Annotated in this window: 26 protein-coding genes and 2 pseudogenes; 11 read left to right on the top strand and 17 right to left on the bottom strand. The window is 68.8% G+C overall.

Going from position 1 to position 25,589, the window contains the following annotated elements; all coding sequences use genetic code 11:
- Positions 1-79 precede the first annotated feature (79 nt).
- Together ACPCUW_RS15495 and ACPCUW_RS15490 are read left to right on the top strand one after the other, a co-directional pair.
- Positions 80-1,651 (top strand): succinic semialdehyde dehydrogenase, encoded by a 1,572-nt coding sequence (locus ACPCUW_RS15495; protein ID WP_423425536.1) that lies wholly within the window; start codon positions 80-82, stop codon positions 1,649-1,651.
- Positions 1,652-1,750: 99 nt separating this feature from the next.
- The gene (locus ACPCUW_RS15490; RefSeq protein WP_064906818.1) at positions 1,751-2,578 is read left to right on the top strand and encodes an SDR family NAD(P)-dependent oxidoreductase; all 828 of its coding nucleotides are present in this window, start codon (positions 1,751-1,753) and stop codon (positions 2,576-2,578) included.
- A 12-nt stretch (positions 2,579-2,590) separates the two neighbouring features.
- Here ACPCUW_RS15490 and ACPCUW_RS15485 read toward each other — a convergent pair whose 3' ends face one another.
- Positions 2,591-3,106, bottom strand: coding sequence for an NUDIX domain-containing protein (locus ACPCUW_RS15485; RefSeq protein ID WP_423425534.1), 516 nt, complete (start codon positions 3,104-3,106; stop codon positions 2,591-2,593).
- Positions 3,107-3,190: 84 nt separating this feature from the next.
- Here ACPCUW_RS15485 and ACPCUW_RS15480 point away from each other — a divergent pair, with 84 nt between their 5' ends.
- From ACPCUW_RS15480 to ACPCUW_RS15470, 3 genes are all read left to right on the top strand, one after another.
- Positions 3,191-4,363 (top strand): SPFH domain-containing protein, encoded by a 1,173-nt coding sequence (locus ACPCUW_RS15480; protein WP_423425532.1) that lies wholly within the window; start codon positions 3,191-3,193, stop codon positions 4,361-4,363.
- 438 nt (positions 4,364-4,801) lie between these two features.
- Positions 4,802-5,956 (top strand): hypothetical protein, encoded by a 1,155-nt coding sequence (locus tag ACPCUW_RS15475; protein ID WP_181063970.1) that lies wholly within the window; start codon positions 4,802-4,804, stop codon positions 5,954-5,956.
- A gap of 1 nt (position 5,957) precedes the next feature.
- Complete coding sequence (locus tag ACPCUW_RS15470) at positions 5,958-6,464, top strand: hypothetical protein (protein WP_423425530.1); 507 nt, start codon at positions 5,958-5,960, stop codon at positions 6,462-6,464.
- Here the strand turns inward: ACPCUW_RS15470 and ACPCUW_RS15465 are convergent.
- Entirely contained in the window at positions 6,461-7,285 is an 825-nt protein-coding gene (locus ACPCUW_RS15465; RefSeq protein ID WP_423425654.1) for a putative protein N(5)-glutamine methyltransferase, read from the bottom strand. The two genes, ACPCUW_RS15470 and ACPCUW_RS15465, sit on opposite strands and share 4 nt — an antisense overlap.
- A gap of 49 nt (positions 7,286-7,334) precedes the next feature.
- Positions 7,335-8,207, bottom strand: a complete 873-nt coding sequence (locus tag ACPCUW_RS15460) for a YdcF family protein (protein ID WP_063015818.1) — start codon at positions 8,205-8,207, stop codon at positions 7,335-7,337.
- Between the two features lie 179 nt (positions 8,208-8,386).
- Between ACPCUW_RS15460 and ACPCUW_RS15455 the strand changes: the two genes are divergently transcribed.
- Entirely contained in the window at positions 8,387-9,235 is an 849-nt protein-coding gene (locus tag ACPCUW_RS15455) for a bifunctional 5,10-methylenetetrahydrofolate dehydrogenase/5,10-methenyltetrahydrofolate cyclohydrolase (protein ID WP_423425529.1), read from the top strand.
- Here ACPCUW_RS15455 and ACPCUW_RS15450 read toward each other — a convergent pair whose 3' ends face one another.
- Both ACPCUW_RS15450 and ACPCUW_RS15445 read right to left on the bottom strand, forming a co-directional pair.
- A complete protein-coding gene (locus ACPCUW_RS15450; protein ID WP_423425527.1) occupies positions 9,236-9,976 on the bottom strand; it encodes a L,D-transpeptidase in 741 nt (246 codons plus the stop codon).
- Positions 9,977-10,117: 141 nt separating this feature from the next.
- Positions 10,118-10,774, bottom strand: coding sequence for a cyclodeaminase/cyclohydrolase family protein (locus ACPCUW_RS15445; protein WP_423425526.1), 657 nt, complete (start codon positions 10,772-10,774; stop codon positions 10,118-10,120).
- Positions 10,775-11,006: 232 nt separating this feature from the next.
- Between ACPCUW_RS15445 and ACPCUW_RS15440 the strand changes: the two genes are divergently transcribed.
- Positions 11,007-12,044 (top strand): LLM class F420-dependent oxidoreductase, encoded by a 1,038-nt coding sequence (locus ACPCUW_RS15440; RefSeq protein ID WP_063015814.1) that lies wholly within the window; start codon positions 11,007-11,009, stop codon positions 12,042-12,044.
- Between the two features lie 117 nt (positions 12,045-12,161).
- Here ACPCUW_RS15440 and ACPCUW_RS15435 read toward each other — a convergent pair whose 3' ends face one another.
- Entirely contained in the window at positions 12,162-12,500 is a 339-nt protein-coding gene (locus tag ACPCUW_RS15435; RefSeq protein WP_030517651.1) for an STAS domain-containing protein, read from the bottom strand.
- A 268-nt stretch (positions 12,501-12,768) separates the two neighbouring features.
- Here ACPCUW_RS15435 and ACPCUW_RS15430 point away from each other — a divergent pair, with 268 nt between their 5' ends.
- Both ACPCUW_RS15430 and ACPCUW_RS15425 read left to right on the top strand, forming a co-directional pair.
- Positions 12,769-13,182: a phage holin family protein gene (locus tag ACPCUW_RS15430; RefSeq protein WP_423425525.1), complete on the top strand. Its 414-nt coding sequence runs from the start codon at positions 12,769-12,771 to the stop codon at positions 13,180-13,182.
- Positions 13,179-13,442 carry a DUF3618 domain-containing protein gene (locus ACPCUW_RS15425; protein ID WP_423425523.1) on the top strand — a complete coding sequence of 88 codons (264 nt, stop codon included), beginning with the start codon at positions 13,179-13,181 and terminating at the stop codon, positions 13,440-13,442. Before ACPCUW_RS15430 ends, ACPCUW_RS15425 begins: the two co-directional genes overlap by 4 nt.
- Before the next feature lie 4 nt (positions 13,443-13,446).
- Here ACPCUW_RS15425 and ACPCUW_RS15420 read toward each other — a convergent pair whose 3' ends face one another.
- The 5 genes and pseudogenes from ACPCUW_RS15420 to ACPCUW_RS15400 all read right to left on the bottom strand — a co-directional run bounded on the left by ACPCUW_RS15420 (position 13,447) and on the right by ACPCUW_RS15400 (position 17,286).
- Positions 13,447-13,785 carry a hypothetical protein gene (locus ACPCUW_RS15420; protein WP_423425521.1) on the bottom strand — a complete coding sequence of 113 codons (339 nt, stop codon included), beginning with the start codon at positions 13,783-13,785 and terminating at the stop codon, positions 13,447-13,449.
- Positions 13,786-14,198: 413 nt separating this feature from the next.
- Positions 14,199-14,282 (bottom strand): annotated as a pseudogene (locus tag ACPCUW_RS15415) (SAM-dependent methyltransferase); the annotation flags it as partial.
- A 33-nt stretch (positions 14,283-14,315) separates the two neighbouring features.
- Entirely contained in the window at positions 14,316-15,062 is a 747-nt protein-coding gene (locus ACPCUW_RS15410) for an SDR family NAD(P)-dependent oxidoreductase (RefSeq protein WP_423425520.1), read from the bottom strand.
- Entirely contained in the window at positions 15,059-16,081 is a 1,023-nt protein-coding gene (locus tag ACPCUW_RS15405; protein ID WP_423425519.1) for a phosphotransferase family protein, read from the bottom strand. Before ACPCUW_RS15405 ends, ACPCUW_RS15410 begins: the two co-directional genes overlap by 4 nt.
- On the bottom strand, positions 16,078-17,286 hold the full coding sequence (locus ACPCUW_RS15400; RefSeq protein WP_423425518.1) for an acyl-CoA dehydrogenase family protein: 1,209 nt from the start codon (positions 17,284-17,286) through the stop codon (positions 16,078-16,080). Before ACPCUW_RS15400 ends, ACPCUW_RS15405 begins: the two co-directional genes overlap by 4 nt.
- Positions 17,287-17,417: 131 nt before the next feature.
- Here ACPCUW_RS15400 and ACPCUW_RS15395 point away from each other — a divergent pair, with 131 nt between their 5' ends.
- Positions 17,418-18,311, top strand: a complete 894-nt coding sequence (locus tag ACPCUW_RS15395; protein WP_423425516.1) for a TetR family transcriptional regulator — start codon at positions 17,418-17,420, stop codon at positions 18,309-18,311.
- A 33-nt stretch (positions 18,312-18,344) separates the two neighbouring features.
- On the opposite strand, the pseudogene ACPCUW_RS15390 reads toward ACPCUW_RS15395, so the two are convergent.
- The 6 genes and pseudogenes from ACPCUW_RS15390 to ACPCUW_RS15365 form a co-directional block, all read right to left on the bottom strand.
- Positions 18,345-20,605: pseudogene (locus ACPCUW_RS15390) on the bottom strand (SpoIIE family protein phosphatase).
- A gap of 40 nt (positions 20,606-20,645) precedes the next feature.
- Positions 20,646-21,278, bottom strand: a complete 633-nt coding sequence (locus ACPCUW_RS15385; RefSeq protein WP_030518327.1) for a SpoIIE family protein phosphatase — start codon at positions 21,276-21,278, stop codon at positions 20,646-20,648.
- Positions 21,271-21,687 carry an ATP-binding protein gene (locus ACPCUW_RS15380; protein ID WP_369801617.1) on the bottom strand — a complete coding sequence of 139 codons (417 nt, stop codon included), beginning with the start codon at positions 21,685-21,687 and terminating at the stop codon, positions 21,271-21,273. The genes ACPCUW_RS15385 and ACPCUW_RS15380 overlap by 8 nt, the downstream gene beginning before the upstream one ends.
- Positions 21,687-22,061, bottom strand: a complete 375-nt coding sequence (locus ACPCUW_RS15375) for an STAS domain-containing protein (protein ID WP_030518329.1) — start codon at positions 22,059-22,061, stop codon at positions 21,687-21,689. The genes ACPCUW_RS15380 and ACPCUW_RS15375 overlap by 1 nt, the downstream gene beginning before the upstream one ends.
- A 12-nt stretch (positions 22,062-22,073) precedes the next feature.
- Positions 22,074-22,967 carry an STAS domain-containing protein gene (locus ACPCUW_RS15370; protein ID WP_030518330.1) on the bottom strand — a complete coding sequence of 298 codons (894 nt, stop codon included), beginning with the start codon at positions 22,965-22,967 and terminating at the stop codon, positions 22,074-22,076.
- Between the two features lie 152 nt (positions 22,968-23,119).
- Positions 23,120-23,647 carry a MarR family winged helix-turn-helix transcriptional regulator gene (locus tag ACPCUW_RS15365; protein WP_063015808.1) on the bottom strand — a complete coding sequence of 176 codons (528 nt, stop codon included), beginning with the start codon at positions 23,645-23,647 and terminating at the stop codon, positions 23,120-23,122.
- 251 nt (positions 23,648-23,898) lie between these two features.
- Here ACPCUW_RS15365 and ACPCUW_RS15360 point away from each other — a divergent pair, with 251 nt between their 5' ends.
- The gene (locus tag ACPCUW_RS15360) at positions 23,899-25,575 is read left to right on the top strand and encodes a fumarate hydratase (RefSeq protein WP_051042627.1); all 1,677 of its coding nucleotides are present in this window, start codon (positions 23,899-23,901) and stop codon (positions 25,573-25,575) included.
- Positions 25,576-25,589: the final 14 nt, after the last annotated feature.

The raw sequence follows: 25,589 nt of genomic DNA, 5'->3' as shown, positions 1-25,589 counted from the left end.
CGATTAATCTAACATCGGTGTTAATCTAACACTGGTGTTCAACAAATTGTTGAGCGCCTGCCGACCGAGAGGGCCGACAATGACGACCGCCCCAGACCTCGCCGCCGCCCCGGCCCTGCCGCAGGAGCTGGTGGACCGCCTGCTCGCGCACGCCACCGCGGGTGGCGCCCCCTCGGTGGCGGTCTTCGCCCCGGCCACCGGCGTGAAGATCGCCGATCTGCCGCAGTCGTCGACCGCCGATATCGACGCCGCCTTCGCGACCGCCCGCAGCGCCCAGCAGCAGTGGGCGCGGGTTCCGGTGCGCGAACGCGCCGCGGTGCTGCGCCGGTTCCACGACCTGGTCCTGGCCGAACAGGACACCATCCTCGACATCGTCCAGACCGAGGCCGGCAAGTCCCGCGTGCACGCCTTCGACGAGGTGGGTGACGTGGCGGTCAACGCCCGCTACTACGCCGCCGCGGCCGAACGGCTGCTGGCCTCGCGCACCCCGCGCGGTGTGCTGCCGGTGCTGACCAAGGTCGAGGTCCGCAACCGGCCCAAGGGTGTGGTCGCGGTGATCTCGCCGTGGAACTACCCGCTGGCTCTCGCGGCCTCCGACGCACTGCCCGCGCTGATGGCCGGTAACGCGGTCGTCGCGCGCCCGGACAACCAGACCGCGCTCACCGCCCTGTGGGCGATCGACGCCGCCGAACGCGCCGGACTGCCCGCGGGCCTGTGGCAGGCGGTGCTCGGCCGCGGTTCGGTGATCGGCGGCGAGGTGATCGCGCGCGCCGACTACGTCGACTACACCGGTTCCAGCGCCACCGGCCGCACCATCGCCCGGCAGGCGGGGGAGCGGCTGATCGGCTACTCGCTCGAACTGGGCGGTAAGAATCCGCTGCTGGTGCTCGCCGACGCCGACGTGAGCGCGGCCGCCAAGATCGCGGTGCGCGCCTGTTTCGCCTCGGCCGGGCAGCTGTGCGAATCCATCGAGCGCATCTATGTGCACGACCGTGTCTACGACCGGTTCGCCAGCGAATTCACCTCCGCCACACAGTCTTTGCGGCTGGGCTCGGCGCTGGACTACTCCTACGAGATGGGGTCGCTGACCTTCGCGCGCCAGCTCGACACGGTCACCGAACACGTGCAGGACGCCGTCGCCAAGGGTGCGACCGTGCTGGCCGGCGGCCGCGCGCGCCCGGACCTCGGCCCGTACTTCTACGAGCCGACGGTGCTGGCCGGGGTGCGCCCGGGTATGACGGTCTACCGCGAGGAGACCTTCGGTCCGGTCGTCTCGATCTACCGCGTGCACAGCGACGACGAGGCCGTCGACCAGGCCAACGACACCGCCTACGGCCTCAATGCCAGTGTGTGGAGCCGCGATACCGCACGCGCCCGCGAGATCGCCGCCCGCATCCACGCCGGGTCGGTCAACGTGAACGAAGGCTTCATCGCGGCGTGGGGCAGTGTCGCGGCCCCCTCCGGCGGGCTCGGCATCTCCGGCAGCGGCCGCCGCCACGGTCCCGAGGGGCTGCTCAAATACGTCGACACCCAAACCATCGCGGTCCAGCGCGCGCTGCCGCTCGCGCCGCTGCCGGGCATGTCGGAAGCGCTGTGGGCGAAGACCATGACGCTCTACTTCGGCGTGATGAAGGCGTTGCGGCAGAAATGATCTCGCCCGCTCGGGCACAGAGGACCTCGGGCACAGGGGAATTCGGGCAGAGGGGACTTCGGGCACGAGGGACTCGGGTACGCAGGAAGAGGAACGGATATGGATACGGTCGCGGGCAAGCGGGTACTGATCACCGGCGCGGCGATGGGCCTGGGCAAATCCTTCGCCCAGCGCGCGGTGCGAGAACAGGCCGCCGACGTGGTGCTGTGGGATGTCAACGAGACCGCGCTGAAGCAGACCGCGGCCGAACTGTCCTCCGGATCGGTGAGCCGGGTGCACCACTACGTGGTCGACGTCTCCGACCAGCAGTCGATCATCGACGCCGCGGCCGCGGTGCGCTCGGAGGTCGGCGATATCGACGTGCTGGTCAACAACGCCGGCATCGTGCGCGGCAACGGCTACTTCTGGGAAACCGAGAACCGTGCCGACATCGACAAGACGATGGCGATCAATTCGCTGGCGCCGATGTACATCGCGCTGGAATTCCTGCCCGCGATGGTGCAGCGTAAAACCCCCGCGCGGGTGTTGAACATCGCCTCCTCGGCGGCGCTGGTGTCCAATCCGCGCATGAGCGTCTACGCCGCGTCCAAGTGGGCGGCGCTGGGCTGGTCGGATTCGGTGCGCCTGGAACTCGAGCAGTCCGGCAACGAGCACGTGAAGGTCACCACGGTGTGCCCGACCTACATCAACACCGGAATGTTCAACGGCGCCAAGGGTTTCTGGTTCACGCCGATCCTCGAGCAGGAAGAGGTCGTCGACACCGCGTGGCGGGAGATGAAGAACGGTGCGGCGCTGGTCGTGCTGCCGTGGACCTCGCGGCTCAACCGCGCCATCTCCGGTCTGCTGCCGCTGAAGGTGCGCGACTTCTACCTGAACAAGGTGGGCGTCTACCACTCGATGGACGAATTCACCGGTCGCAAGTCCTGAGACGCGGCCGATTCACGAGGCTTCGTCGCGCCGGTCACGCCACGGCAGCGCGACCGGCTCGGGCGGAACCCGCCCCGCCAGCAGCTCGCCGAGGAGCCCGGCGAGACCCAGCGGATACACCTGCTGGTCGGTGCTCGCGAGCTCGCCGGCACTCCACCAGCGGAATTCGTCGATGGCGGTGCTTTCGTAGCTCAGCAGCCCGCTGGTGTCCGGATCGGTGCCGCCGCTGGGCAGCCGGTAGAAGAAATAGTCCTCACGGAACAAACCCGACAGCCATCCCGGGATGTCCAGATGCCCGGTGGCCACCGCCACCTGCGGCCCGAGATCGGCTGCGCTGATTCGCAATCCGGTCTCCTCACCCAGTTCCCGGGCCGCCGCCTCGGCCGGCGATTCCGCCGCGTCGATGCCGCCGCCGGGCGTGATCCAGTACAGCGGATCCAGCGTGCCGCGATAGGCGATGAGCAGGATCCGGTCGTCGGCGTCCGCGAGGATCACCCGTCCCGACCTGCGCACGTATCGCTGCTCCACAACGCCCCATGCTAGCGGCCGAAGCGAATCCGTTTGTGCCATACTCTGCGCGGCGGAATGCGCCGAGGGAGGACGGAAGTACGCATGGGCCTGATGGACAAGATCCGTGGCGAATTCGTCGACATCATCGAATGGCTCGACGATACGAATTCCACGCTGGCGTGGCGGTTCCCGCGCTACGACAACGAGATCAAGAACGGCGCCGAACTGATCGTGCGCGAGGGCCAGCAGGCCGTCTTCGTCTACCGGGGGCAGCTCGCCGACCGCTACGAGCCCGGCCATTACGCGCTGACCACGGAGAACATGCCGATCATGTCCACCCTGCAGGGGTGGAAACACGGCTTCAACAGCCCGTTCCGGTCGGAGGTGTACTTCGTCAACACCCGGCCGGTCACCGATTTCCGCTGGGGCACACCGCAACCGGTGACCGTCCGTGATCCCGACTTCCGCATGGTGCAGGTCCGCGCCAACGGCACCACCATCGTGAAGGTGGTCGACCCGGCCGTCTTCCTGCGCCAGGTGATCGGCACCGAGAGCGTGGTCGACATGGAGCAGATCACCGATCTGCTGCGGCGCACCGTCGCGCTGGCCTTCTCCGACATGGTGCTCGCCACCGGCCTCGGCGCGATCGATCTGCAGGGTCGTCAGGTGGAATTGTCCGACAAGCTGCGCGAATTCGTGGCGCAGCGGGTGGCGTCGTTCGGACTGGGTGTCGACGCGGTCACCATGACGATCTCGCTGCCGGAGGAGATCCAGCAGGCGATGACCCGCGGCGTGGCCCGCGGTGTCGAGGCCGGCGGTTTCGCCGACAACGTGCGCGATCCGAACCGGTATCAGCAGGTCCAGGCGGCCGACGCGATGCTCGCCGCCGCGCAGAATCCCGGCGGCGGGGCGATGGGCGCGGCGATGCAGGCCGGGATGGGCGTGGCCCTCGGCGGGCAGATGGCGGGCGCGATGCAGGGCGCCTTCGCCCAGCCCGCCGCCGGTTATGCCCAGCCGGGTTACGGGCAGCAGCCGCCGCCGCTTCCGGTGCAGCAGCAGTTCCACATCGATCTGGACGGGCAGGCGGCGGGTCCGTTCCCGGTGGATCAGCTGCGCCAGTTCGTCGCCGCCGGGCGCCTCACACCGCAGACCAACGTCTGGACCACCGGCATGTCCGCATGGGCCGCGGCCTCGACCGTCCCCGCGCTGCAGTCGTTGTTCGGTGGTCCGCCGCCGCTGCCCGGCACCCCGCCCCCGCCACCTCCCGCCGGCTAGCCCCACCTCAGCCGAACCGGGGGACCGATGAACGACCCACGCCCACAACCGAACTCGTATCCGGTGCCGCCGATCCCGGGCAGCCATAGCGCACCAGAGGGCGTAACGCCGCCTGCGCTGCGCCCACCCGCGCTGGACGGCTATCACCAGGCGGAGGGTATGACGCCGCCTCCGTTGCGGCCGCCCGTGCCGGGTGGTTACCGCCTGCAGGACGGCACGACACCGCCACCGGTGGGCGTCGGTGCGAAATATCCTGCGCCGGTCGCCGGACGTCCCGGGCCGCCGCCGGTCGCGAATCGCGGGCCGGGAGTGGGCGGCGGCCCGGCGCTTCATCCGCCGCCGGGCACGACGCCGTTCGGTCGCGGGAACGACATACCCGGCGGCTCCGAATCTGGGGCGCCACCTCCTGCGAACCCGCACGGTTCCGCGGATCCGGCCATGCTGCATCGGACCGAGCTCACCCGGACCTATCCGTGTACGGCGTGCGGCGGCCAGCTTGTGTTCGACATCGCCTCGCAGCAGTTGCGGTGTCCCAGTTGCGGAAACTACTCGCCGCTGTCGGCGCCGCGGGCACCGGTCGTCGCGCGTGATCTGCGGCAGGCGATGGGGGAGTTGCGCGCGCTGCAGGCCGTGACCGCCGGACCGCAGATCACCGGCGATCGCGAGGTGAAGTGTCAGAATTGCGGTGGCACAACCACATTCGTCGGCAGTCTGACCGCGACACGCTGTCCCTACTGCACCACGCCGATCCAGCGCGACGATGTGCACAACGCTCCGGCCCGGTTGCCGGTGGACGGTGTGGTCCCGTTCCGCATCGACGAGAAGGCGGCGCGCGAACGCGTCGAGAAGTGGGTCGCGGGACGGTGGTTCGCGCCGACCGCGTTCAAGAAGTACAAGCGGCTCGGTTCGCTGGCGAGCGTCTACCACGCCTACTTCACCTACGACGCCGACGTGCACACGTGGTACCGCGGCGAACGCGGGGAGGAGTACACGGAACGGTACTGGGACGACGGGGAACTGAAGAGCCGCACCGAAATTCGCTGGTATCCGGCGATGGGCGAGGTCGGCAACCGCTTCGACGATCTGCCGATCCTCGCCAACGACATCGACGACAGCGCCCGCGTCGCCGAACTCGAACCGTGGCCGGTCGCGGAGGCCACCGGTTATTCGCCCGAGTACGTCGCCGGCCACCTGGCCCGCACCTACGATCGCGACGCCGAGGAGATGTTCCCGGTCGCCCGGACGCGGATGGAACAGGTCATCGAGCAGACCGTGCGCGAGGACATCGGCGGCGACCGCCAGCACATCCACGACCTGCGTTCGACCTGGAACTCGCTGGCGTACAAGCACATTCTGCTGCCGATCTGGCTGTTGACCGTGGTCTACGCGAACACCCCGTTCCGGGTCTACATCAACGGCCTGACCGGTGAGGTCGTCGGGCAGCGGCCGTGGAGCAAGGTCAAACTCGCCGCGTTCGTCACGGTCGTCACGCTGCTGATCATCGGCGCGGTGGTCGCGCTGTCGATGTGGCACGGCGGCGGAACCCACCATCACAGCACCGGCCACACAACCGTCGTCCACCACGGGAGATGACATGATCGTGCTGCTACTGCTCGTGCTCGCCCTCGTGGTGATCGTGGGCGGGATCGTCGCAATCGGGGCGGTGGCCCTGGCCCATCAGCGCCGCCGCATCGCCGCCGAGAATCAGGTGGTCCCGGGTACGGCCACTCGCGCGCCGACCGCCTGGGCGCGTTCCCACGACCCCGAGGCTCGCCTGCACCGCCGCCTGCGCGATGCGATGACGGCGTTGCGCGCGGTGACGGCCTACGACACGGCGGCAACGGTGACTCTGCGCGCGGATCTGGAACAGTCCGCCCTGGCTCTCGACGACCACCTGGTCGCGATCTCGATGCTGCATTCCGACGCGCGGACGGCACAGCTGGCACAGGCCGAACGCGCGGTCGCGGCGGTCGAAGCGGGAGTCGCCGACTATGCCACGGCGGCAACACAACCGGATCTCAGCGCACTCGAGGCCGACCTGGCGGGGGTGCGGGAACGGTTGCGCACGGCCGACGACCTCCGCCGCGGCATCGGCGGCTAGCCCCCGGCGCTCGTCCGGGTTCCGCATACCACCGTAGCGCCGTAGTCGGACGATTCCGCGATCGCGGGGCGCAGTCCGGCGGCCGCGACGATCGCTGTGGCGGTGTCGATCTGGGCGGTGCCGATCTCGACCAGTACCCAGCCGCCGACCGTCAGCCACCGCCCGGCGGCATCGGCCACGCGGCGCAGCACGTCGAGTCCGTCGGCGCCGCCGTCGAGGGCGGTGCGGGGTTCGTGGTCGCGGGCTTCCGGCGGCATCCGGGCGATCATCGCGGTCGGCACGTACGGGGTGTTGGCCAGAATCAGATCCACGCGCCCGATCAGTCCGCCGGGCAGCGCGGCGAACAGGTCACCTCGGAAGACCCGCGCGCCCAGCGGTTCCAGATTGCGCCGCGCGCACGCCACCGCGGCGGTGTCGATATCGGCGGCGACCAGTTCGACCTCCACCCCGCCGGCGCGCAACGCGGTCGTCGCGGCCAGGCCCAACGCGCCCGAGCCGCAACACATGTCGACGACGGTGCGCCGATCGCCCGGCCGGGCGGCGGTGCGTTCGAGGGCCTCGTCGATCAGAAACGCGGTGCGTTGCCGGGGCACGAATACGCCGGCGTCGAGCGCCACCCGCACGCCGCGAAAGTCGGCCCAGCCCAGGAGATATTCGAGCGGTATGCCGTCGACGCGGCGTGCGACGAGTGCGGAGAGCTCGCGGGGGGAGGAGGCGGCCTGCCGGAGCAGGGCCGCTTCCTCCTCGGCGAAGACGCATCCGGCGCGGCGCAGGTCGGCCACGATCGTATCGGTGGCGGACTCGTCGGATTCGGGGTCGATCACCCCATCATTGTCGGCGCGGCGTCAACCACAATCTTCCGTGCGCCGGCTAGCGGGCCGACGGCAGCAGGAAGGTGCGGGTGGCGTCGAGATAGATGCCGCGCTGGGCGGCCTTGCTCGGCGGCGGCAGTTGAGACACCAGCTGATCGAGCGAGGTCATCGCCCCCACCACGCGGGTGCCGGCGACGATGAAATCGGCCACCGCGCGGCGGATGTGATTCGGCGAGGTCACCACAACCGCGCTGGTCGCACCGGCGTCCTGAAGCATCCGGGTGCTGAACAGCGCGTTCTGCACGGTCGACGTGGCGCGGTCCTCGACCAGCACCCGGGAGGCCGGAATGCCGTGGCCGATCAGCCAGCCCGCCATCGCGGCGGCTTCGGGTACTCCGTTCTGCGGGTTGCCGCCGGTCACCACGATCGGCGACATCGGCGCCGCGATCGCCTGCAACCACGCGGCGGTGAGCCGGTTGACCAGTTCGGGGCGCAGGCTGCCGTCGGGCAGCAGCCCGTAGCCGAGCACCACGATGCCGGTCTGCGGGCCGACCAGCGCCGGCAGCGGATTGGGCAGGGTGCCCACGGCCGCGCCGATGGCGCCGATGAGATTGCGGGCCCCCTGGGCCATGCCGGGGTCGATGGCCGCCAGCCGGTTGAACGCGGCTTCGCGAGTGAGCAGATCGCCGGTGTAGTCCGACCAGATACCCTGCAGGGCCAGCGCCTGCGCGTCGTCGGGTGTGGCGTCCAGCAGCGAGCGCAGGTCGGCCAGACCCGCGGCGTCGTTGCCGTTGACGAAGTTCTCCTGAGCCGAGTTGTAGAGCGGCGCCGGTCCGTCGGCGGCCGTGGCCGTCGTGGTGAGTGGTCCGGCCAGCAGCGCGGCCGCCGAGGCCGCGACGAGAAGATGTTTGACACGTCTGGCGATGTTCACTGCAGTCGACACCTTTCCGGGCGAGCGGGATCCCGCTTGGGTGGGTGGGGCATGGGCACAGCCGTGCCCACCATACGACCGGAATCGGTGAGGGCCCCGGATTTACTCCCGCTCGAGTCGGTATTCGCGCGGGTGACGGCGGCCGTGGGCGCTGGTACGCGGCCCGATAAGGTGGCCGGGTGGACACCATACCGCTGACCGGCAAACAACTCGCAGCCGACCTCAACGCCGAGACGAAGAACCGCGCCGCCGCACTGGCCGAAGGCGGGGCCGCCCCCCGCCTGGTGCTGGTGGTGGCCAACGACGATCCGGCCAGCGGGTGGTATGTCAACTCGTTGCAGCGCGCGGCCGGACGACTCGGAATCGACTGTGAGACAATCGATCTCGGAGCGCAAGCGAGTGCCGCGGAGATTCGCGAGGCGCTGGCGAAGCTCAGCGAGGACCCGGCGGTGCACGCGGTGATGTTGCAGACGCCGCTGCCCGCGGGCGTGGAACTCAACGACGTCAGCTCGGCCATCGCCGCAGCCAAGGATGTCGACGGCGTCAGCCCGCTGTCGCTGGGACTGCTCGCCGCCGGACTGCCCGGATTCCCGCCCGCCACCTCACAGGCGGTGGTGGAGCTGGCCAAACATCACGACATCGCGCTGGCGGGCCGGCACGTCGCGGTCGTCGGCCGGTCGAATGTGGTGGGCAAACCTCTGGCACAGCTGCTGCTGGCCGAGAATGCCACGGTGACGGTGTGCCATTCGCGCACCACGGACCTGCCGGCGGTCACCTCGGCCGCCGATATCGTGGTCGCGGCGGCCGGGCGGGCCGGGCTGATCGGTGGCGACCACGTGCGCGAGGGCGCTGTGGTCATCGACGTGGGTACCAACGAGGGACCCGACGGTGGCATCGTCGGCGATGTGGACGCCGCTTCGGTCGAGGGCCGGGCGGCCGCACTGAGTCCGGTTCCCGGTGGTGTCGGACCCGTCACCACCGCGCTGCTGATGCGGCACGTCGTGGAGGCGGCCGAAGCGGCACGCTGATCACCAGTGGGTGGTCACCGGATCGCCCACACTCACGTTGTCGTAGTACCACTCGGCATCGGCGGGGGCCAGGTTGATGCAGCCGTGGCTGACATTCGAATTACCCTGCTGCCCGACCGACCACGGCGCCGAATGTACGAAGACGCCGCCCGAGGTGAGCCGTTCGGCGAACTCGCCGGTCAGGTAGTAGCCCTCCGGATCGTCGAGCGGAATACCGATGGTGCGGGAATCGAAGATGATGGTGCGGTCCTTCTCCATCACGGGGAAGGTGCCCACCGGAGTCTCGCGTCCGGGCTTACCCATCGAGGCGGGCATGACCCGTGGCGCCTGCCCGGGAATGAACACGGTGAACGTATGCGCCGACATGTCGGCATCGGCACTGGTCCCGCCGTCGGTCCGGAATTCGGATCGAACGTTGCCGGCGGTCACGGTGAATCGCGCATCGGCCGGCAGGTATCCGGGGGAGTTCCAGACCAGTTCCTTGTCGTCGGCCCAGGAGAACGTCCCGGCCCGGTCGCCGACGTGCACGGATCGTTCGGCGCGGGCGCGATCGGTGACGGGTGCGGTGAACCGGACGGTGACCGGATGGGCGATTCCGACGACGGCGCCGTTGCTCGGTGAAATCGAGGCCACGGATGTGGTTTGTGGTGTTACCAGCACCGCTGCCGCTGTGCCCGTGGTGACTGCGGCCAGTACTGCTATGACTGTCGCCAGGAATACATGACGCATCATGTTCCTCATGGCTCCACCCCCTCAGGTGGTGTGTGGATCAGGACCTCGATCCTAGTTCCGGATGATCATGGTCGCCGGAATAGTTTTCGCTTCGTAACGACAGTTACGGTGTGGCAAACCGAGGTTTAGCCGAGGGGTGTGGTAATGCGATCAGCCGACGACGGCAGCGAGAACGTCCGTGTGCAGTGCATCCGCACGAGCGAAGATCTCCTCGATGCGCTGCAGCGCGGGCGCGAACTCCTCGGTCTCGTGGTCGCCGAGCGAGCCGACGTTGATGGCGATATTCAACTGTGAACTGGCGGCCGCGGCCCGCGCGGCGTCGGCGGCGGCGCCGATGTCGGTGACCACGTTCGGATTGCCGATCGGCAGCAGATCCGCGGCCAGGGAGAGCACCTCGTCGGCTTCGGTGACCACCGCGGCGGGCACCCGCGCGGCCTGCAGCAGTGCCGAGGCGATCGCCTCCTTGCGGGCCGCGACCTGCTCGTCGGTGTCCTTGGGCAGCTTGTAGGCGGCGCCGACCGCGGTGAAGGCGGTGGCGTCGGCGTCGGCCAGGGCCAGCGCGCGCTCACGGGCGGCGTCGGCCGCCGCGATGATCCGATCGATCGCCGGGCGGTTGTCGGCGTCCTTGGCGCGGGTGGTGTAGCGGGCCACCATCGCCACCAGGGCGGCTCCCTGGGCGGCGTGCAGCGCCGCGACCGCACCGCCGCCGGGCGCGGGGATCTTGGCGGCGAGATCGTCCAGGTAGTGGCCGATCGTCGACTCTCCGAACGTCGTGGTGTCCGGCGACGACGCGGTGTCCTGAGACATGCTGCGGGGCCTCCCGTTTCGAGGAATCGGCGTGCGGTACGCCGATAACCGTACCGGGCCGCGCGCCCGATCATCGACCGGGCCGCACCGCCCTGTCGCGGACGGCGTACGGGCGGTGTGCAGGATGGAGCCCGAGGCCACCCCGGCCGCGGCGGCGGATCGCGGTTTGTGACGGGTGGTGCAGTGCGATAACCTCACTGCAACTGGTTGCATATGAACGGAGTTGCATACGATGCGAATCGGGTTGGGCATCAACTATGCGGGGGGCTTCAAAGAGGTCGCGGCCGAGGTCGCCGATCTGGAACGGGCCGGCCTGGACATCGTGTTCGTGCCCGAGGCCTACTCCTACGACGCGGTGAGCGGATTGGGATATCTGGCGGCCAAGACCGAGCGGGTGCAGCTGGCCTCGGGCATTCTGCAGCTCTACACCCGCACGCCCACGCTCACCGCGATGACCGCCGCGGGTCTGGACTACGTCTCCGACGGCCGCTACGTCCTCGGTCTGGGCGCCTCCGGACCGCAGGTCATCGAGGGGTTCCACGGTGTGCCCTACGACGCGCCGATCGGCCGCACCCGCGAGGTCGTGGAGATCTGCCGCAAGGTGTGGCGGCGCGAACGCCTGGAATACCAGGGCAAGTACTACACGATCCCGCTGCCCGCCGAACGCGGCACCGGACTGGGCAAGCCGCTGAAGCTGATCAACCACCCGGTGCGCGACCGTATCCCGGTGCTGCTGGCCGCGCTCGGCCCGAAGAACGTGCAGTTGGCCGCCGAACTGGCCGAGGGCTGGCAGCCGATCTTCTTCCTACCGGAGAAGGCCGGCGACGTGTGGGGTGAGGCGCTGGCGGCCGGAAAGGCCAAACGGGATCCGGAACTCGGCGACCTCGACGTCTATGCCGGACCGGCGCTGGCGATCGGCGACAACGTGGAGCCGCTGCGGGAGTTCGTCAAACCGCATCTGGCCCTCTACATCGGCGGGATGGGCGCCAAGAGTAAGAACTTCTACCACTCGCTGGCCACTCAGTACGGTTACGGCGCCGAGGCCGACCGCATCCAGGAGCTGTATCTGGCCGGGAAGAAGGACGAGGCCGCCAAGGTCGTGCCCGACGATCTGGTGCGCGACATCTCGCTGATCGGTTCGGCGGGCTTCGTCAAGGAGCGGGTGGCGGCGTTCCGGGAGGCCGGGGTCACGGTGCTGAACGTGGTTCCGCTCGCCGCGACCGCGCCGGAACGGGTGAAGCTGATCGAACAGCTGCGCGAGCTGGTCTGACCGGCGTGGCCGGCAGTCCGCTTCCGGGCTGCCGGCCCTGGCCGCTCAGTCCCTGTGCACTCGGTCCCTGGGCACTCGGTCCCTGGGCACTCGGTCCCTGGGCACTCGGTCTCCGGATCAGCCCTGGTGCAGCGCCGCGAGCGCGGCGTCGAGGGTGGGGTGCAGGGCGAATACCTGATCGAGATTGGTCAGTTTGAGCTGTCTGCTGGTGGCCGGTCCCTCGGCGACCAGGACGATGCTCGTGGCGGAGCCGGCCCGCTGATGAGCGGCCACCAGCGCGGCCATACCGGCCGAGGCCAGGAAACTCACCTGCAACAGGTCGATGATCAGCGCCGCGGGTTTACCGCCGAGGGTCGCCTCGATCGCACTCTCCAGTGCGGGAGCGGTCGCCAGGTCGACCTCGCCGGCCACCGTGAGCACGGTCGCATCGTCGTGCACGCTGACCGAGGTGGTCATCGCGTCGGCGAGGGGATACGCGTCTCCGGAAGTATTGGTCACGGTTGTCAATCTACCTGCTGGGTACCCGAGGCTCTCTCCGGCCGGGCAATTGCTTTCCGGCGCAAGGAGTTAACCGCGCGACGCACGCGGAATCCCGCGCCCGTGCGCCCCGCCGGAGGTGTCATCGCGGATTTCCCGGGTATCGCGAGCACAACCGGAGAGGCGGTTCGCTCGCGGGCGGAGCGAGGTCGCCCGATTCGATCGGCGCCCGGAGGAGTGGTTGGTCATGGCGCATATCGAGAACGGCCGAGCGCCGGAGACGGCGTCGGTGGCCGAATTGGTCGGCACCACCTCGGAGCAACTGAGCCGGCTGGTCCGTGAGGAGGCGAAACTCGCCGTCGTCGAGGCGCAGGGCAAGGCCAAACGGCTGGGAGCCGGCGCCGGACTCGTCGGTGCCGCCGCGGTGCTGGGGCTCGCGGTCATCGGCGCGCTGGTCGCGGCGGCGATCTTGGGTCTGGCGCTGGTGTTGCCCGCATGGGCGGCCGCGTTGATCGTGGCCGGCGCGCTGGCCGTGGTCGCCGGCGTCCTCGGTCTCCTCGGGCGGACGAGCATCCGCAAGGGGAGTCCGCCGATACCGGAGGATGCCGCCGCGAATGTCCGGGAAGATGTTGCCGTCATCAAGGAGAGGACTCGGCGATGAACATCCCTTCCGATCCGGAAGCGTTGCGTTACGACCGGGATCTGACGCGCGAGGAACTGGGCCGAACGGTGCAGGCGCTGAGCGACAAGCTCGACGTGCCCGGTCGCACCCGCGAGCGGCTGCACCGCGGTGCCCGGTCCGCTCAGGACAATGCGGACCGGGCCGCGCAGGTCGTCAAGCAGATCCCGCTACCGGCGATCGGCGTGACGGCGGCGGGCGCGGTGGCCGCGGTCTGGCTGATGCGGCGCAAGCGGTCGTGACGAGTCAGTTCGCACCGCCGGCGCCGGGCGTCTCCCCGAGGGGCCGGCGCGCGTAGGTGCGCTCGGGCCTGACGGTGATCACATCGGTGACCTCGACGAGTTCGGCGGGCACGATGCCGTCGGGAAAGTGCTCGAGACTGGGCACGATCACCGCTTCGGCATCGTGGGAGATCGCCGCGCCGATCAGGAACTGCACCGGATTGTCGGTGCGATCGCCGAAAGCGACCGTTTCCGACAGCGTGTAACCCAAACGTCTTGCCAGACAACGTATCTGCGCCGCATCCCACTCCTGCTGCAGGTGGGACACCTCCGTGCGCAGAAAGCCGAGGGCCAGAAATCTCATGGCGGTCCTCCTCGCGTCGTCCGCAATCGGAACCACCGGCGAGCTGGTGCCGGTTAGTTCCGCCGCTGTACCTCTCGCGGACAGACCCGCGAATACCTAGCAAACTCAGAAGATATTTCCCGAACTCCGGGGCGGGCAAACCCGTGTCCGAGGGTTGACAGGCGCGCTCGTCCGGTGGTGTTTGCTGGGTGCGGCGGGGGATTCGGCGACGTCGTCGGTGGTTTTCAGATGATCTTGATGTCTGTCGTGTTCCCGCGAGAGGGGCGATGAGGTCATCCACATCGCCGCATCATGTCCGCCCCCGAGGCGAAGTGAGTACTCACTTCTGAGGGCGATCGTCGGCGCGTTGCTCGCTGGAATGTCGAGATTTGCGGGGGTAGCGGCAGCTAATTCTCGGCGAACGAGCGAGGTGAATCCGGAACGATCCAGATCACCTTGCGTAGAAAGTAGACGACCGCGCCGATATCGAAGATTTCCACCCGCAGTCGCGGATTCTGCCGCCGGACCGGAATCCGGCGGCAGCGAGGTCGCTATGCGCGGTAGGCGTCGGTTCCCGCGCGGGACACAACGATGTTCGGGACCACCGCTCGCGACGACAACCGCAGCAGGGCATCGACCATTTCGACGATGTCGCTGACGGCGAGCATCCGCTCCGGCGGGATGCGGTCGTGGATCCACGCGCTCATATCGGTGTCGACATAGCCGGGGGCGAGGGTGGTAGCGCTGATGCCGTTACCCGATTCCTCGGCGTTGAGGGTGGCGATCAGGGAGATGAGTGCCGCCTTGGCCGCGCCGTAGACGGCGAGTCCGGCTTCGGCGTAGACACCCGTGATCGACGACAGCGCAATCACTTTCGCGCCGCGGTCGGGCGCGGCCGCGGCGGCGGCGCGCAGCATCGGCAACGCGCCTTGGATGAGTTGCAGCGGCGCACGCAGATTGACCGCGAGGGTTTTGTCGAAACGCCGCATGGACGTGTCGGCGACCGGACCGGCGGTGCCGACCCCCGCGTTGAGAATCAGCGCCGACAGGGTGCCGAATCGGTGCGCATGCTCGGCCAGCACCCGCTCGACGCCGTCGGTGTCGGACATATCGGCGGCCACGGCGACGACGTCGGTGGCGCCGGCCGCCCGCAGCTGCGCGGCAACCTCGTCGAGGCGCGAGGCGTCACGCGCGGTGACGGTGAGCGAATAGCCTTGTTCGGCAAGCCTGTTCGCGATGCCGAGCCCGATACCGCGGGACGCCCCGCTGATCAGGGCGGACTTCCGATTTCCGGTCACTTCCGGACTCCTTTCAGTGCGCGCAGGCCGGCGGCCATGAATTCCGGTGTCGCCTCGGCCGCGCGTTCGGCGGCGGAGCCGGCGTCCGAGCCCCGCAGCGCGCGGTGGGTGATGCCTTCGCCGATAACGCCGAGCTTGAAATTGGCCAGGGCGAGATAGAAGCCCCAGTCCCCGAGATCGCGGCCCGACGCGAGGGCATAGGCATGGGCGAGATCGTCGGCGCCGGGCATACGGTCGCTGGTCCACGCGGCCGGCGAACCGAGCACCAGATCGAAGATCGGCGCCCGGTACACGCACATCAACGCCACATCGGTCAGCGGATCGCCGAGGGTGGACAGCTCCCAGTCGACGACGGCGCGGACCCGCCCGGGATCCCGCATATCGAGAATGGTGTTGTCGATGCGGAAGTCGCCGTGCACGATCGAGGCCGCCGACCGGCCGGGCACCGCCGCGGCCAGCGCGGTGTGCAGGGCCGCGACGTCGGGAAGTTCGCGGGTCTTCACCCGTTCCCACTGCGAGGCCCACAGATTCACCTGCCGGGTGACGAATCCGTCCGGGCGACCGAATTTCTCGAGTCCGACCGCGTTCGGATCCACGGCGTGCAGCTCGGCCAGTACACGCACCAGCTCGTCGACGGCGGCGTCGATCTGGGTGTCGGTGAGGGCGGCGAGGTCGTCCTGATCGCGGATGACGGTGCCGTCGACGAATTCCACGACGGTCATGGGCGCGCCGAGTGTGGCGCCGTCGGCGTCGAAGGCGACCGTCTTCGCCACGGGCACAGCCGATTCGCGCAGGGCGTGGGTCACCGTGAACTCGCGGGCCATATCGTGCGCGGACGGGGTGAGGCCCGCGACCGGCGGGCGGCGCACCACCCACCGCGACGCCTCGTCGGCGGCGACGAAGGTCAGATTCGAACGGCCGCCGCTGATCAGCTCCACACGCAGCTCACCGCGCACGTCGACGCCCTGCTCGCGCAGGAACCGGTCGAGCGCGGCGACATCCATTCCGGGCAGGCTCATTCGGCTGCTCGCAATGCCCGCTTCGCGGCGCCGACCGCACGTTTCGCGATCGCCCACCGGTGGACCTCGGATGGTCCGTCGTAGATGCGGAAGGGACGCACCTCACGCGAGAGCCGCGCCAGCGGGAGATCACCCGACACGCCGAGACCGCCGCACATCTGCATACTGCGGTCGACGATCCGGAAAATGGCCTCGGCCGCAAAGGTTTTCGCGATCGAGGTGGCGTTGGCGGCCGGTTCGCCGCGGTCGAGTTCCCAGCACGCGCGGGTGAGCAGTGCGCGGGTGGCGGCGATATCGATCTCGTTGTCGGCGATCATCTTCTGTACCATGCCGAGATCACCCAGTCGCGAGCCGAAGCCCTCGCGCCGGGCCACGTGCGTTACCGCGACGTCGTGTCCGCGGCGGGCGGCGCCGAGCCAGCGCATCACATGCGTCATGCGGGCCGGGCCGAGGCGGACCTGAGCGTATTCGAAGCCGCGGTCGACCTCGCCGAGGACGGCCTCCTCGGGAACCAGCAGATCGTCGAAGAACACCTCGCAGTGCCCGCCGACCATCGACCGATCCAGTGTGTCGAGATGGCGTCCGACCCGGATGCCGGGAGTCTCGGCCGGCGCCAGGAACATGGTCGCGCCGCCGCGTTGGCCCGGCTCTCCCGAGGTGCGGGCCATGATGATGAAGAAGCCCGCGCCGTCGGCGCCTGTGATGAACCATTTGCGGCCGTTGATCCGCCATCCGCCGTCGGCGCGGACCGCGCGGGTGGCCAGCGCGGACGGATCGGAGCCCGCGCCGGGCGCCGGTTCGGTCATCGCGAAGGCGGAGCGCACGTCGCCGTGCGCGAGCGGCGCGAGGTACTGCTGCTTCTGCTCGGGGTTCGCGATATGCGCGAGCATGTGCACATTGCCCTCGTCGGGGGCGGCGATATTCAGCGCCGTCGGGCCGAACAGCGAATAGCCGGCCTCCTCGAAGACCGGTGCGCGGTCCGACATCCCGAGGCCGTGGCCGCCGTATTCGATCGGCGCGTGCGGCGCGAACACACCCGCCTCGCGGGCGGCTTTCTGTAGTTCGACGCGGAAGGTGTCGCCACCGGCGGCGGTGATGTCGCCGTCGTGCCCATCCTCGAGCGGCAGCACCCGGTCGCGGATGAAGGCGCGGGTACGTTCGGCCAGCTCGTGTACCTCGGGCGGCAGGGACAGCTCGATCGCCACGGTCCACTCCTCGATCTCAGTCGCCGAACGATCGCTCGGCAATCACCTGTCATGCAGACTCGCATGACACGATAAAGCCTGTCAATTCGGTGTTCTGCGCCCGCTCGCTATGTTCAGATATCCTGAACATCATGGATAGTGCCGAGCAGGATCGACAGGGTGTGGGCAGCCGCGTGCGGCAGGCGAGAACCGCTGCCGGGCTCTCGTTGCGCGCGACAGCGGAACGGATCGGCGTCAGTCCGGCCACGCTCAGCGCCGTCGAAAACGACAAGACGGGCGTCTCGATCGCCCGGCTGCGCGCGCTGGCCGCGGCGCTCGACACCACCGTCGGGTGGCTGATCGGCGAAACTCCCGCGCCGCCGCCACGCCCGCGTGTTCGCACGGCCGGCGTTTCCGAAACGGATGCGCCTCGCGCCTGGCGTGAGTTCCCGCCGCTGGACATCGATCCCGTCTTGGCCGCCGCGATCGATTCCTTCGTCGAGACCGGATATCACGGCGCGACCATGCGGTCGATCGCCCACCGCGCCGGGATGAGTGTGCCCGGCGTCTATCACCACTACCGGGACAAACAGGAGCTTCTCGTCCGCGCCCTCGACCTCACCATGGACGAATTGCATTGGCGCACACGGGCGGCGCGCGGCGAGGCGATCGGTGGCCGCGAGCGGCTGATCCGCGTGGTCGAGGCTCTCGCCCTGTTCCACACCCATCGCCGCGAGCTGGCCTTCATCGGTGCCAGCGAGATGCGCAGCCTCACACCGGACAATCGCCGTCGAATCGCCGCCTCCCGCAACGAGATTCAGTATCGCCTCGACGAGGACATCGATACCGCGCTGGCGGAGGCGAACCTGACCGCCGCCCACGCGCGTGTGGCCGGGCGCGCCATCGCCACGATGTGTACGTCACTGCCGCAATGGTTCCGGCTCGAAGGGCCCGCCACTCCCGAGCAGATCGCCACCGAGTACGCGGATTTCGCCCTCGGCCTGCTCGGTATCGAGACGTGGAACGCGGTGCGGTCCATGGGCTGATCGGCCACGGTCGGTGCCCGCGGACCGGCCTGCTCAGACCCTGCTCGCCGCCGAGAACGTCACCAGGGGCAATTTCGCGGTCAGCCGCACTCGCGTGCCCGACTCGGTCTGCTCGATCTCCACGTCGTCGGCGAGAGCGCGCATCATCGACAGGCCGCGTCCGCGGGTGCCCGGATCCTCGGGCTGCGGCCGCCACGCCCCGGAATCGACGATCTCCAGGCAGACCGCGCCGCGCACATGGGCGGCGGTGACTGTCACGTGGCCGGAGGTGCCCGGGGGATAGGCGTGCTCGATGCTGTTGGTGCAGGCCTCGTTGGCGGCGGCGACCAGATCGGCGGCGAGGTCGTGACCGACGGCGGCTGCGGACAGCCACGACGTCAGCGCGCGGCGCGCACCCGAGAGCCGTGCGGGTTCGGCGGGTATGTCCAGGTGCAGTGGCCGGGGCGGCTGGCGGTAGACCACCATCGCGATATCGTCGTCGTAGCCCGCGTCGGGGCGCAGCCGCGACAGCACCGCGTCGGCCACCTCGCGCGGCAGTTGTGATGCGGCGCCGGACAATTCGTCGGCGATCTGGTCGAACCGGATGTCGATATCGATGCCGCGCTGCTCGACCAGGCCGTCGGTGAACAACACCAGCGTCGAGCCGGGTTCGAGCGCGGTGGTCGCCTCGGGCCGGTTCGGGATGTCGAAGGTGGCCAGCGGTACCGCGCGGCCGCCTTCGAGCAGTCGGCCGGTGTGACCGGGCGCCGCCAGCACGGGCGGCATATGCCCGGCGCTCGAGTACCGCACCAGGCCGCGCACCGGATCGATGATGGCGGCGCAGACTGTCGTGCACATGCCGCCGGGAATGCGGGCGGCCACCGCGTCCAGTTCGGCCAGCAACTGAGCGGGCCCGGCGCCGCGCAGCAGCAAAGCCTGTGCGGCGGTGCGCAATTGGCCCATTACCACCGCCGCGGACAGACCGCGGCCGACGCAGTCGCCGACCACGATGCCCAGGGTGCCGTCGCGCAACTGCACCACGTCGTACCAGTCGCCGCCGATCTCGAGCGGGGGCAGCGCCGGTTCGTAGTGCACCGCGAAACCGGGCGGCAATTCGATCGGCCCCAGCATGGCGCGCTGCAGCGTCAGCGAGGTCGAGCGGGCCTGATCGAAGTTGCGAGCGCGCTGCACCGCCAGGCTGAGATGGCCGACGAGCAGTGAGAACAGCGCCCAGTCACCGGAACTGATCGCCCGCGGCGCGGCGAAGCGCACCCACAGTGCGGCATCGCCGGTTTCGCCCAGCGGCGCCACGATGCCCTCGGAACTCGCCGCGCCCTCGGGGATGGCGAACATGGCGCGATGCGGCCGCATCCGGGTCCGGTCCAGCAGCGCCCGCGCCGCGCGTCGATCACCTGCCGGGAGACGGCGTCACCGCCGGCCACCGGGCCCGAGACGTACAACTCCGGCGCGGTCTGGCGATTCGCCCACATCGACACCACGGCGGTCTCCGCGCCGATGGCCCGGCGCAGTTCCTCGAGACCCACCGACAGCACTTCGGCGACCGTGGTGGCGGCGCCGACGGCGGTGGCCAGCCGCGAGACCGCCTGGTCGCGGGCCTGTGCGTCGTGTTCGGCGGTCACATCGCGGATGGTGCCCACGAAGAGTCGCTCGTCGTCTTCCGGATTGCGCAACGAGTTGGTGCTGACCGCCAGCCACACCCGCCGCCCGTCGCGGTGGCGCGCCGGCATCACGAAGCGCGCGGCCTCGGTGCCCAGCGCAGGATGGTCCGCCGCGGAATCGTCGTCGGTCCATGGATGCGGCAGCGGATAGGGGGCGGAGTCGGGCCCGTATCCGGTCAGCGCGCCGAAGGACGAGTTGACCTCGGTGATGGTTCCGTCGTCGGCGGCGACGAAGAAGCCGTCCTGCAGCGACTCCACCAGTGCGGTGCGGAAGGCATCGCGGCCCTCGAGATCCTCGGCCCGCAACCGCTGCAATTCGTAGCTGCGGGTGCTGTCGAGAAATCCGCGGGTCGCGACATCGAGCGCGGCGAGAGTTTGTAGCAGGAATTCCAGCGCCGCCTGCGCGCGCTGCGCGGCATCACCGTCGAGGTGCTGCGCCGCGGGGCCGGCGATCAGACCTTGTTCGTCGAGCAACCGGAAGTGGTGCTCGGTCAGATCCAGAATGCTCACGCCCTCGACGAGTGCGCGCCGGCCGAGTTCGTACCCTTCGGCGAGGGTGTTCTGGGTGGGTGAATCCATGTGCAGCCGAAGCGCATTCGCATACGCCTCGCGGAATGCGGCCAGCACCGCGCTCATGGCCGCACCCGTGGTGCGCTCGTCGGCCGGCTCGGCCGGCTCACGACGCACCCGCGATCGGACCGCGGTGGCGCGCGGCCAAGACCAGCGCGTCGTCGGTGTCCTTGACGTGATGGCGCAGGATGTCGTCGGCGATATCGGTGGTCGGCCGCGCCAGATCCAGGGTGTCGACGAAATCGCTGACGATCCCGTCGGTCGACATCACCAGCACATCGCCGGGCCGGATCGCCACGGTTTGGGTCTGCAGATTCGGCGGCAGCAGATAGCCGACGATGCCCCCGGTCAGCAGCGCTGTCGCCCGCACCGCGGGTTTGCCGGGGCCGATGGCGACCACCCGGGATTCGACGTTGCCGACCCCGAGCCACTGCAGTTCGTCGTCGCCGGTGAACAGCACCAGCGAGACCGCCGCACCCCGGGTGTCGGCCATCGCGCGATGACACAGCACCATCAGCACGTCGAGCGGTTCGGCGCGATTGTCGGCGAGGACCTGCGCGGCCCGGTCGGCGGCGTCGGCGGCCGCGGCCCCGTGCCCCAGCCCGTCGAGCACCGCGAACAGCACCGAACCGTCGCCGGCGTCGAGTACGACCGACCGATCACCGGAGACGCGCTGTCCCGGCAGTGCGCGGCCCGCCACCGCCCATTCGACAGTGCCGACGGATCCGTCCTCATGCACCGGTGGGTACCCACTTCCACATCTCCACCAGCGTTCCCTGTCCGGGCGCCGACTCCACGATCAATCCGTCCATCAGCCGTCGCGCGCCGGGTAATCCCAGCCCGAGTCCGCGGCCGGTGGAGTAGCCGTCCTCCAGCGCCCGGGGGATGTCCCGGATACCCGGCCCCTGGTCCTGGGCCTGCACGACCAGTGCCCGGCGGCCGTCGCGCTCCTGCACCGCGACCCGGATCTCACCGGTTCCGGCGTAACTCGTGATATTGCGGGCGATTTCGGAGATGGCCGTGGAAATCATGGTGATGTCGGTCAACGTGAAACCCAGCTCGGTAGCCAGCTCCCGCCCTGCCTGTCGCGCGGTCACGATGTCGCCCGACACCTTCACCGCTATCACCACGTTGTCGGAGGCCACGATCACCGACCGCTTCGCCGGCCGTTGGGCAGCTGTCTGTTGAGCCAGGCCAGCCCCTCCTCGAGGTCCAGAGCCGTGTGCATGCCTTCGAAGGTCAGACCCAGCTGGACCATCGCGAACGCCACTTCGGGCTGCAGACCGACGATCACCGTCTCCGCACCCCGCAGCTTGGTCATGTGCGCGATGGTACGCAGGGAGCGCGCGGCGAAGGAGTCCATGACGTCGATGGCCGTGACGTCGACGATGATTCCCTGGGCACGGTACTTGCTGACGTAGGTCATCAAGTCGTCCTGCAGGCGTTCGGTATCGGCGTCGGTGAGAGCCGATTGCACGGACGCGATCAGGTAGGTGCCCTGCTTCAGAATGGGTACCGGCATGAGGCGCCTTGACTACCGTCCGTCGCGGTCGGTGAGTCTCGAGATCTCGTAGCCGAGCAATCGCTCCGCCTCCTCGATACCACCCTGTAGGTCACCGACCGCGTTCATCTTCGTCAGGTCGAGGCCGATGGTGACCAGCGCGAGCGCGATCTCCGACGAGAGGCCGGTGATGATGACGTTGGCACCCATCAGATTCGACGCGTCAACGGTCTGTACCAAGTGGTTGGCGACCGTGGAGTCGATCATCGGGACACCGGTGATGTCGATGACGACCACCTTGGCGCGGTTGGCGCGGATCGCGCGCAGGAGCTGTTCGGTGAGCTGGCGGGCCCGCTGGCTGTCCAGCACGCCGATGATCGGCAGAATCAGCAGCTGCTCGCGCACCTGCAGCACCGGCGTCGACAGCTCGCGGATGGCTTCCTGCTGCTGGCGGATGACGCGCTCGCGCTCCTGCACGAACGAGATGGCCACGGTGTTGGCGATCCGGTTGGCCGCGGGCTCGTAGGCGTCGAGCACCCGCTTGAGCAGTTCGAAGTCGGACTGGTACTTCTCGAACAGGCTGCGCGCGAGCACATCTCGCAGCAACAGCACGATACCCACGACCTCGTCGGTTTCGACGCCTCGCGGGATGATGCGTTCGGACAGGTCGCGGGCGTAAGCCTGTAGCGCCTCGACGCTACCGGTCTGCAGTGCCTCGACGTAGTTGTCGTAGATGGAGGTGGCCTCGGAGAAGATCTCCTCCGGGGTCATCGCGGTCAGCAGTGCGGCATCCCCGATACGACGTGCCCATTCCTCACGTAGCTCAGTGCGATTCTGGCGCAGATGTTCGACCAGTTGCGGCAGGAGATTCTCGACCGGACCCGCCGGTATCGAATCCGGAGAGAGGCCGATGGACACGTCGGACATGAAAACTCGTGCCCCTTTCCTAAGGGAGGTCGGTTCGTCGGGGTCGCTCGCGCGTGGCTGCCGTCGAGAAGCCGCAGTCGAGCCTAGTCTCACTCGATACCCGCTGGCGAACAATCGAAACATGTCGCGGAGGTGTGTGCTCGGCCACCCCATCAGCCCGGCTGCGGACTGGGTTCGCGGGGCAGGGCGCCGCTGTGGTCGATGCAGGCCTCGACGCCCGGGTCCGGCGCGCGATGATGAGTGAGCAACGTGTCGTAGATGTCGGCGAGTGCGGCCAGCTGGTCGCGGTCGAGGACGTCGATCATATGCCGCCGCACGCTCTCGACATGGGCGGGAGCGGCGGTGGCCAGCACTTCCGCACCCTTCGGGGTGAGTACGGCGGCGGTGCGGCGGGCATCGTCGGGGATGGCCTCGCGGGCGACCAGCCCGCGCTTCTCCATGCGGGTGATCTGGTGGGAGAGCCGGCTCTGCGACCATTCCAGCACCGACGCCAGTTCGGCGAAGCTGCGCCGGTGGTCGGTGGCGTCGGCCAGCCGGGCCAGCACCGTGTACTCGACGTAGGTGAGATTCGAGGCGCGCAGCGAGTCGCGGCCGACGGCGGCGGCGATGAGATCACGGGTGAAGACGAAGCCGAGCCACGCACGCGTTTCGAGATCGTCGAGCCAACGGGGTTCGGTCACGATTCCTCTCCAGGGTTCTGCGTCGGTCATGGTATTGCCTTCCCGCTGTCGGCGATACCCGTGATCGCGGTATCGGATCGACACCTACACCCACCGCATTGAAGGTGCAACCTTTGTGCTCGGCAATGAAGATTAGGCTGGCCTGAGCTCGGTGTGACGCGGTGTGCTGATTAGAGTCGGAGCGTTGTTTCGGCCGTGAGCGGTTCTCCCGCCGGCCGAGTGCACCCGCAGACACACAAGGAGTGCGATTCGTGACCGCGCCTGAGTTCCGCTATTCGGATCTGCTTCCCACCGGAGCCGACGAGACCCCCTACCGGTTGCTGACCACCGAGGGCGTCAGCACATTCGAAGCGGGCGGACGCACCTTCCTGCAGGTCGACCCCGACGTGCTGCGGATGCTGACCGCCGAGGCGATGCACGACATCAGCCACTACCTGCGCCCGGCGCACCTGGCCCAGCTGCGCAAGATCATCGACGATCCGGAATCCTCCGGTAACGACCGCTTCGTCGCGCTGGACCTGCTCAAGAACGTCAACATCTCCGCGGGCGGCATCCTGCCGATGTGCCAGGACACCGGCACCGCCATCGTGATGGGCAAGAAGTCCGAGGGCGTGCTCACCGGCGCGGACGACGCGGAATGGATCTCGCGCGGCGTGTTCGACGCCTACACGAAGCTGAACCTGCGGTATTCGCAGCTGGCGCCGATCACCATGTGGGACGAGAAGAACACCGGCTCGAACCTGCCGGCGCAGGTCGAGTTGTATTCCACCGCGGGCGATCCCACGCATCCCGCCTACAAGTTCCTGTTCATGGCCAAGGGCGGCGGCTCGGCGAACAAGTCGTTCCTCTACCAGGAAACCAAGGCCATCCTGAACCCCACCCGGATGCTGGAATTCCTCGACGAGAAGATCCGCTCGCTGGGCACCGCCGCCTGCCCGCCGTACCACCTGGCCGTGGTCATCGGCGGCACCAGCGCCGAATTCGCTTTGAAGACAGCCAAATACGCCTCCGCGCACTATCTGGACACCATGCCGACCGAGGGTTCGATGGCCGCGCACGGCTTCCGGGATCTGGAGCTGGAGGAGGAGGTGTTCAAGCTGACCCAGTCCTTCGGTATCGGCGCGCAATTCGGCGGTAAGTACTTCTGCCACGACGTGCGGGTGATCCGCTTGCCGCGCCACGGCGCGAGCTGCCCGGTCGCGATCGCGGTGTCGTGTTCGGCCGACCGCCAGGCGCTGGCCAAGATCACCCCCGAGGGTGTGTTCCTCGAGCAGCTGGAACGCGAACCGGCGCAATATCTTCCGGAGCAGACCGACGAGATCCTCGGCGGCGACGTGGTGAAGGTCGACCTCAACCGGCCGATGTCGGAGATCCGCGCCGAGCTGTCGAAGTACCCGGTGAAGACCCGGCTCTCGCTCACCGGTCCGCTGGTGGTGGCCCGCGACATCGCGCACGCCAAGATCAAGGAGCGCCTCGACGCCGGCGAGCCGATGCCGCAGTACCTGCGCGATATGGCCGTCTACTACGCCGGCCCCGCCAAGACTCCCGAGGGTTACGCGTCGGGCTCGTTCGGGCCGACCACCGCGGGCCGCATGGACTCCTACGTCGACCAGTTCCAGGCCGCGGGCGGCTCGTTCGTCATGCTCGCCAAGGGCAATCGCTCGGCGCAGGTGACCAAGGCGTGCAAGGAGCACGGCGGCTTCTACCTCGGCTCCATCGGCGGCCCGGCCGCCCGCCTCGCTCTGGACTGCATCAAGAACGTCGAGGTCCTCGAATATCCGGAACTCGGCATGGAAGCGGTCTGGAAGATCGACGTCGAAGACTTCCCGGCCTTCATCGTGGTCGACGACAAGGGCAACGACTTCTTCGCCGAAACCCAGAAGCCGATCGCGCTGCGCGTGCGGACGCGCTCCAAGGAACGGGTCTGAGGTTCGGCCCGGGC

It is taken from the genome of Nocardia sp. AB354 (assembly GCF_049538315.1).
GTDB lineage: Bacteria > Actinomycetota > Actinomycetes > Mycobacteriales > Mycobacteriaceae > Nocardia > Nocardia nova.
The sequence above is the reverse complement of the archived record's forward strand: the minus strand, read 5'-3'. Positions and strand labels throughout refer to the sequence as shown.

Coding starts and splice junctions, on each gene's coding strand:
- ACPCUW_RS15480 (WP_423425532.1), top strand. CDS start 3,191: ATGGGCCTGATGGACAAGATCCGTGGCGAATTCGTCGACATCATCGAA.
- ACPCUW_RS15395 (WP_423425516.1), top strand. CDS start 17,418: ATGGATAGTGCCGAGCAGGATCGACAGGGTGTGGGCAGCCGCGTGCGG.
- ACPCUW_RS15430 (WP_423425525.1), top strand. CDS start 12,769: ATGGCGCATATCGAGAACGGCCGAGCGCCGGAGACGGCGTCGGTGGCC.
- ACPCUW_RS15475 (WP_181063970.1), top strand. CDS start 4,802: ATGCTGCATCGGACCGAGCTCACCCGGACCTATCCGTGTACGGCGTGC.
- ACPCUW_RS15495 (WP_423425536.1), top strand. CDS start 80: ATGACGACCGCCCCAGACCTCGCCGCCGCCCCGGCCCTGCCGCAGGAG.
- ACPCUW_RS15440 (WP_063015814.1), top strand. CDS start 11,007: ATGCGAATCGGGTTGGGCATCAACTATGCGGGGGGCTTCAAAGAGGTC.
- ACPCUW_RS15375 (WP_030518329.1), bottom strand. CDS start 22,061: ATGCCGGTACCCATTCTGAAGCAGGGCACCTACCTGATCGCGTCCGTG.
- ACPCUW_RS15370 (WP_030518330.1), bottom strand. CDS start 22,967: ATGTCCGACGTGTCCATCGGCCTCTCTCCGGATTCGATACCGGCGGGT.
- ACPCUW_RS15450 (WP_423425527.1), bottom strand. CDS start 9,976: ATGAGGAACATGATGCGTCATGTATTCCTGGCGACAGTCATAGCAGTA.
- ACPCUW_RS15470 (WP_423425530.1), top strand. CDS start 5,958: ATGATCGTGCTGCTACTGCTCGTGCTCGCCCTCGTGGTGATCGTGGGC.
- ACPCUW_RS15445 (WP_423425526.1), bottom strand. CDS start 10,774: ATGTCTCAGGACACCGCGTCGTCGCCGGACACCACGACGTTCGGAGAG.
- ACPCUW_RS15490 (WP_064906818.1), top strand. CDS start 1,751: ATGGATACGGTCGCGGGCAAGCGGGTACTGATCACCGGCGCGGCGATG.
- ACPCUW_RS15435 (WP_030517651.1), bottom strand. CDS start 12,500: ATGACCACCTCGGTCAGCGTGCACGACGATGCGACCGTGCTCACGGTG.
- ACPCUW_RS15420 (WP_423425521.1), bottom strand. CDS start 13,785: ATGAGATTTCTGGCCCTCGGCTTTCTGCGCACGGAGGTGTCCCACCTG.
- ACPCUW_RS15405 (WP_423425519.1), bottom strand. CDS start 16,081: ATGAGCCTGCCCGGAATGGATGTCGCCGCGCTCGACCGGTTCCTGCGC.
- ACPCUW_RS15425 (WP_423425523.1), top strand. CDS start 13,179: ATGAACATCCCTTCCGATCCGGAAGCGTTGCGTTACGACCGGGATCTG.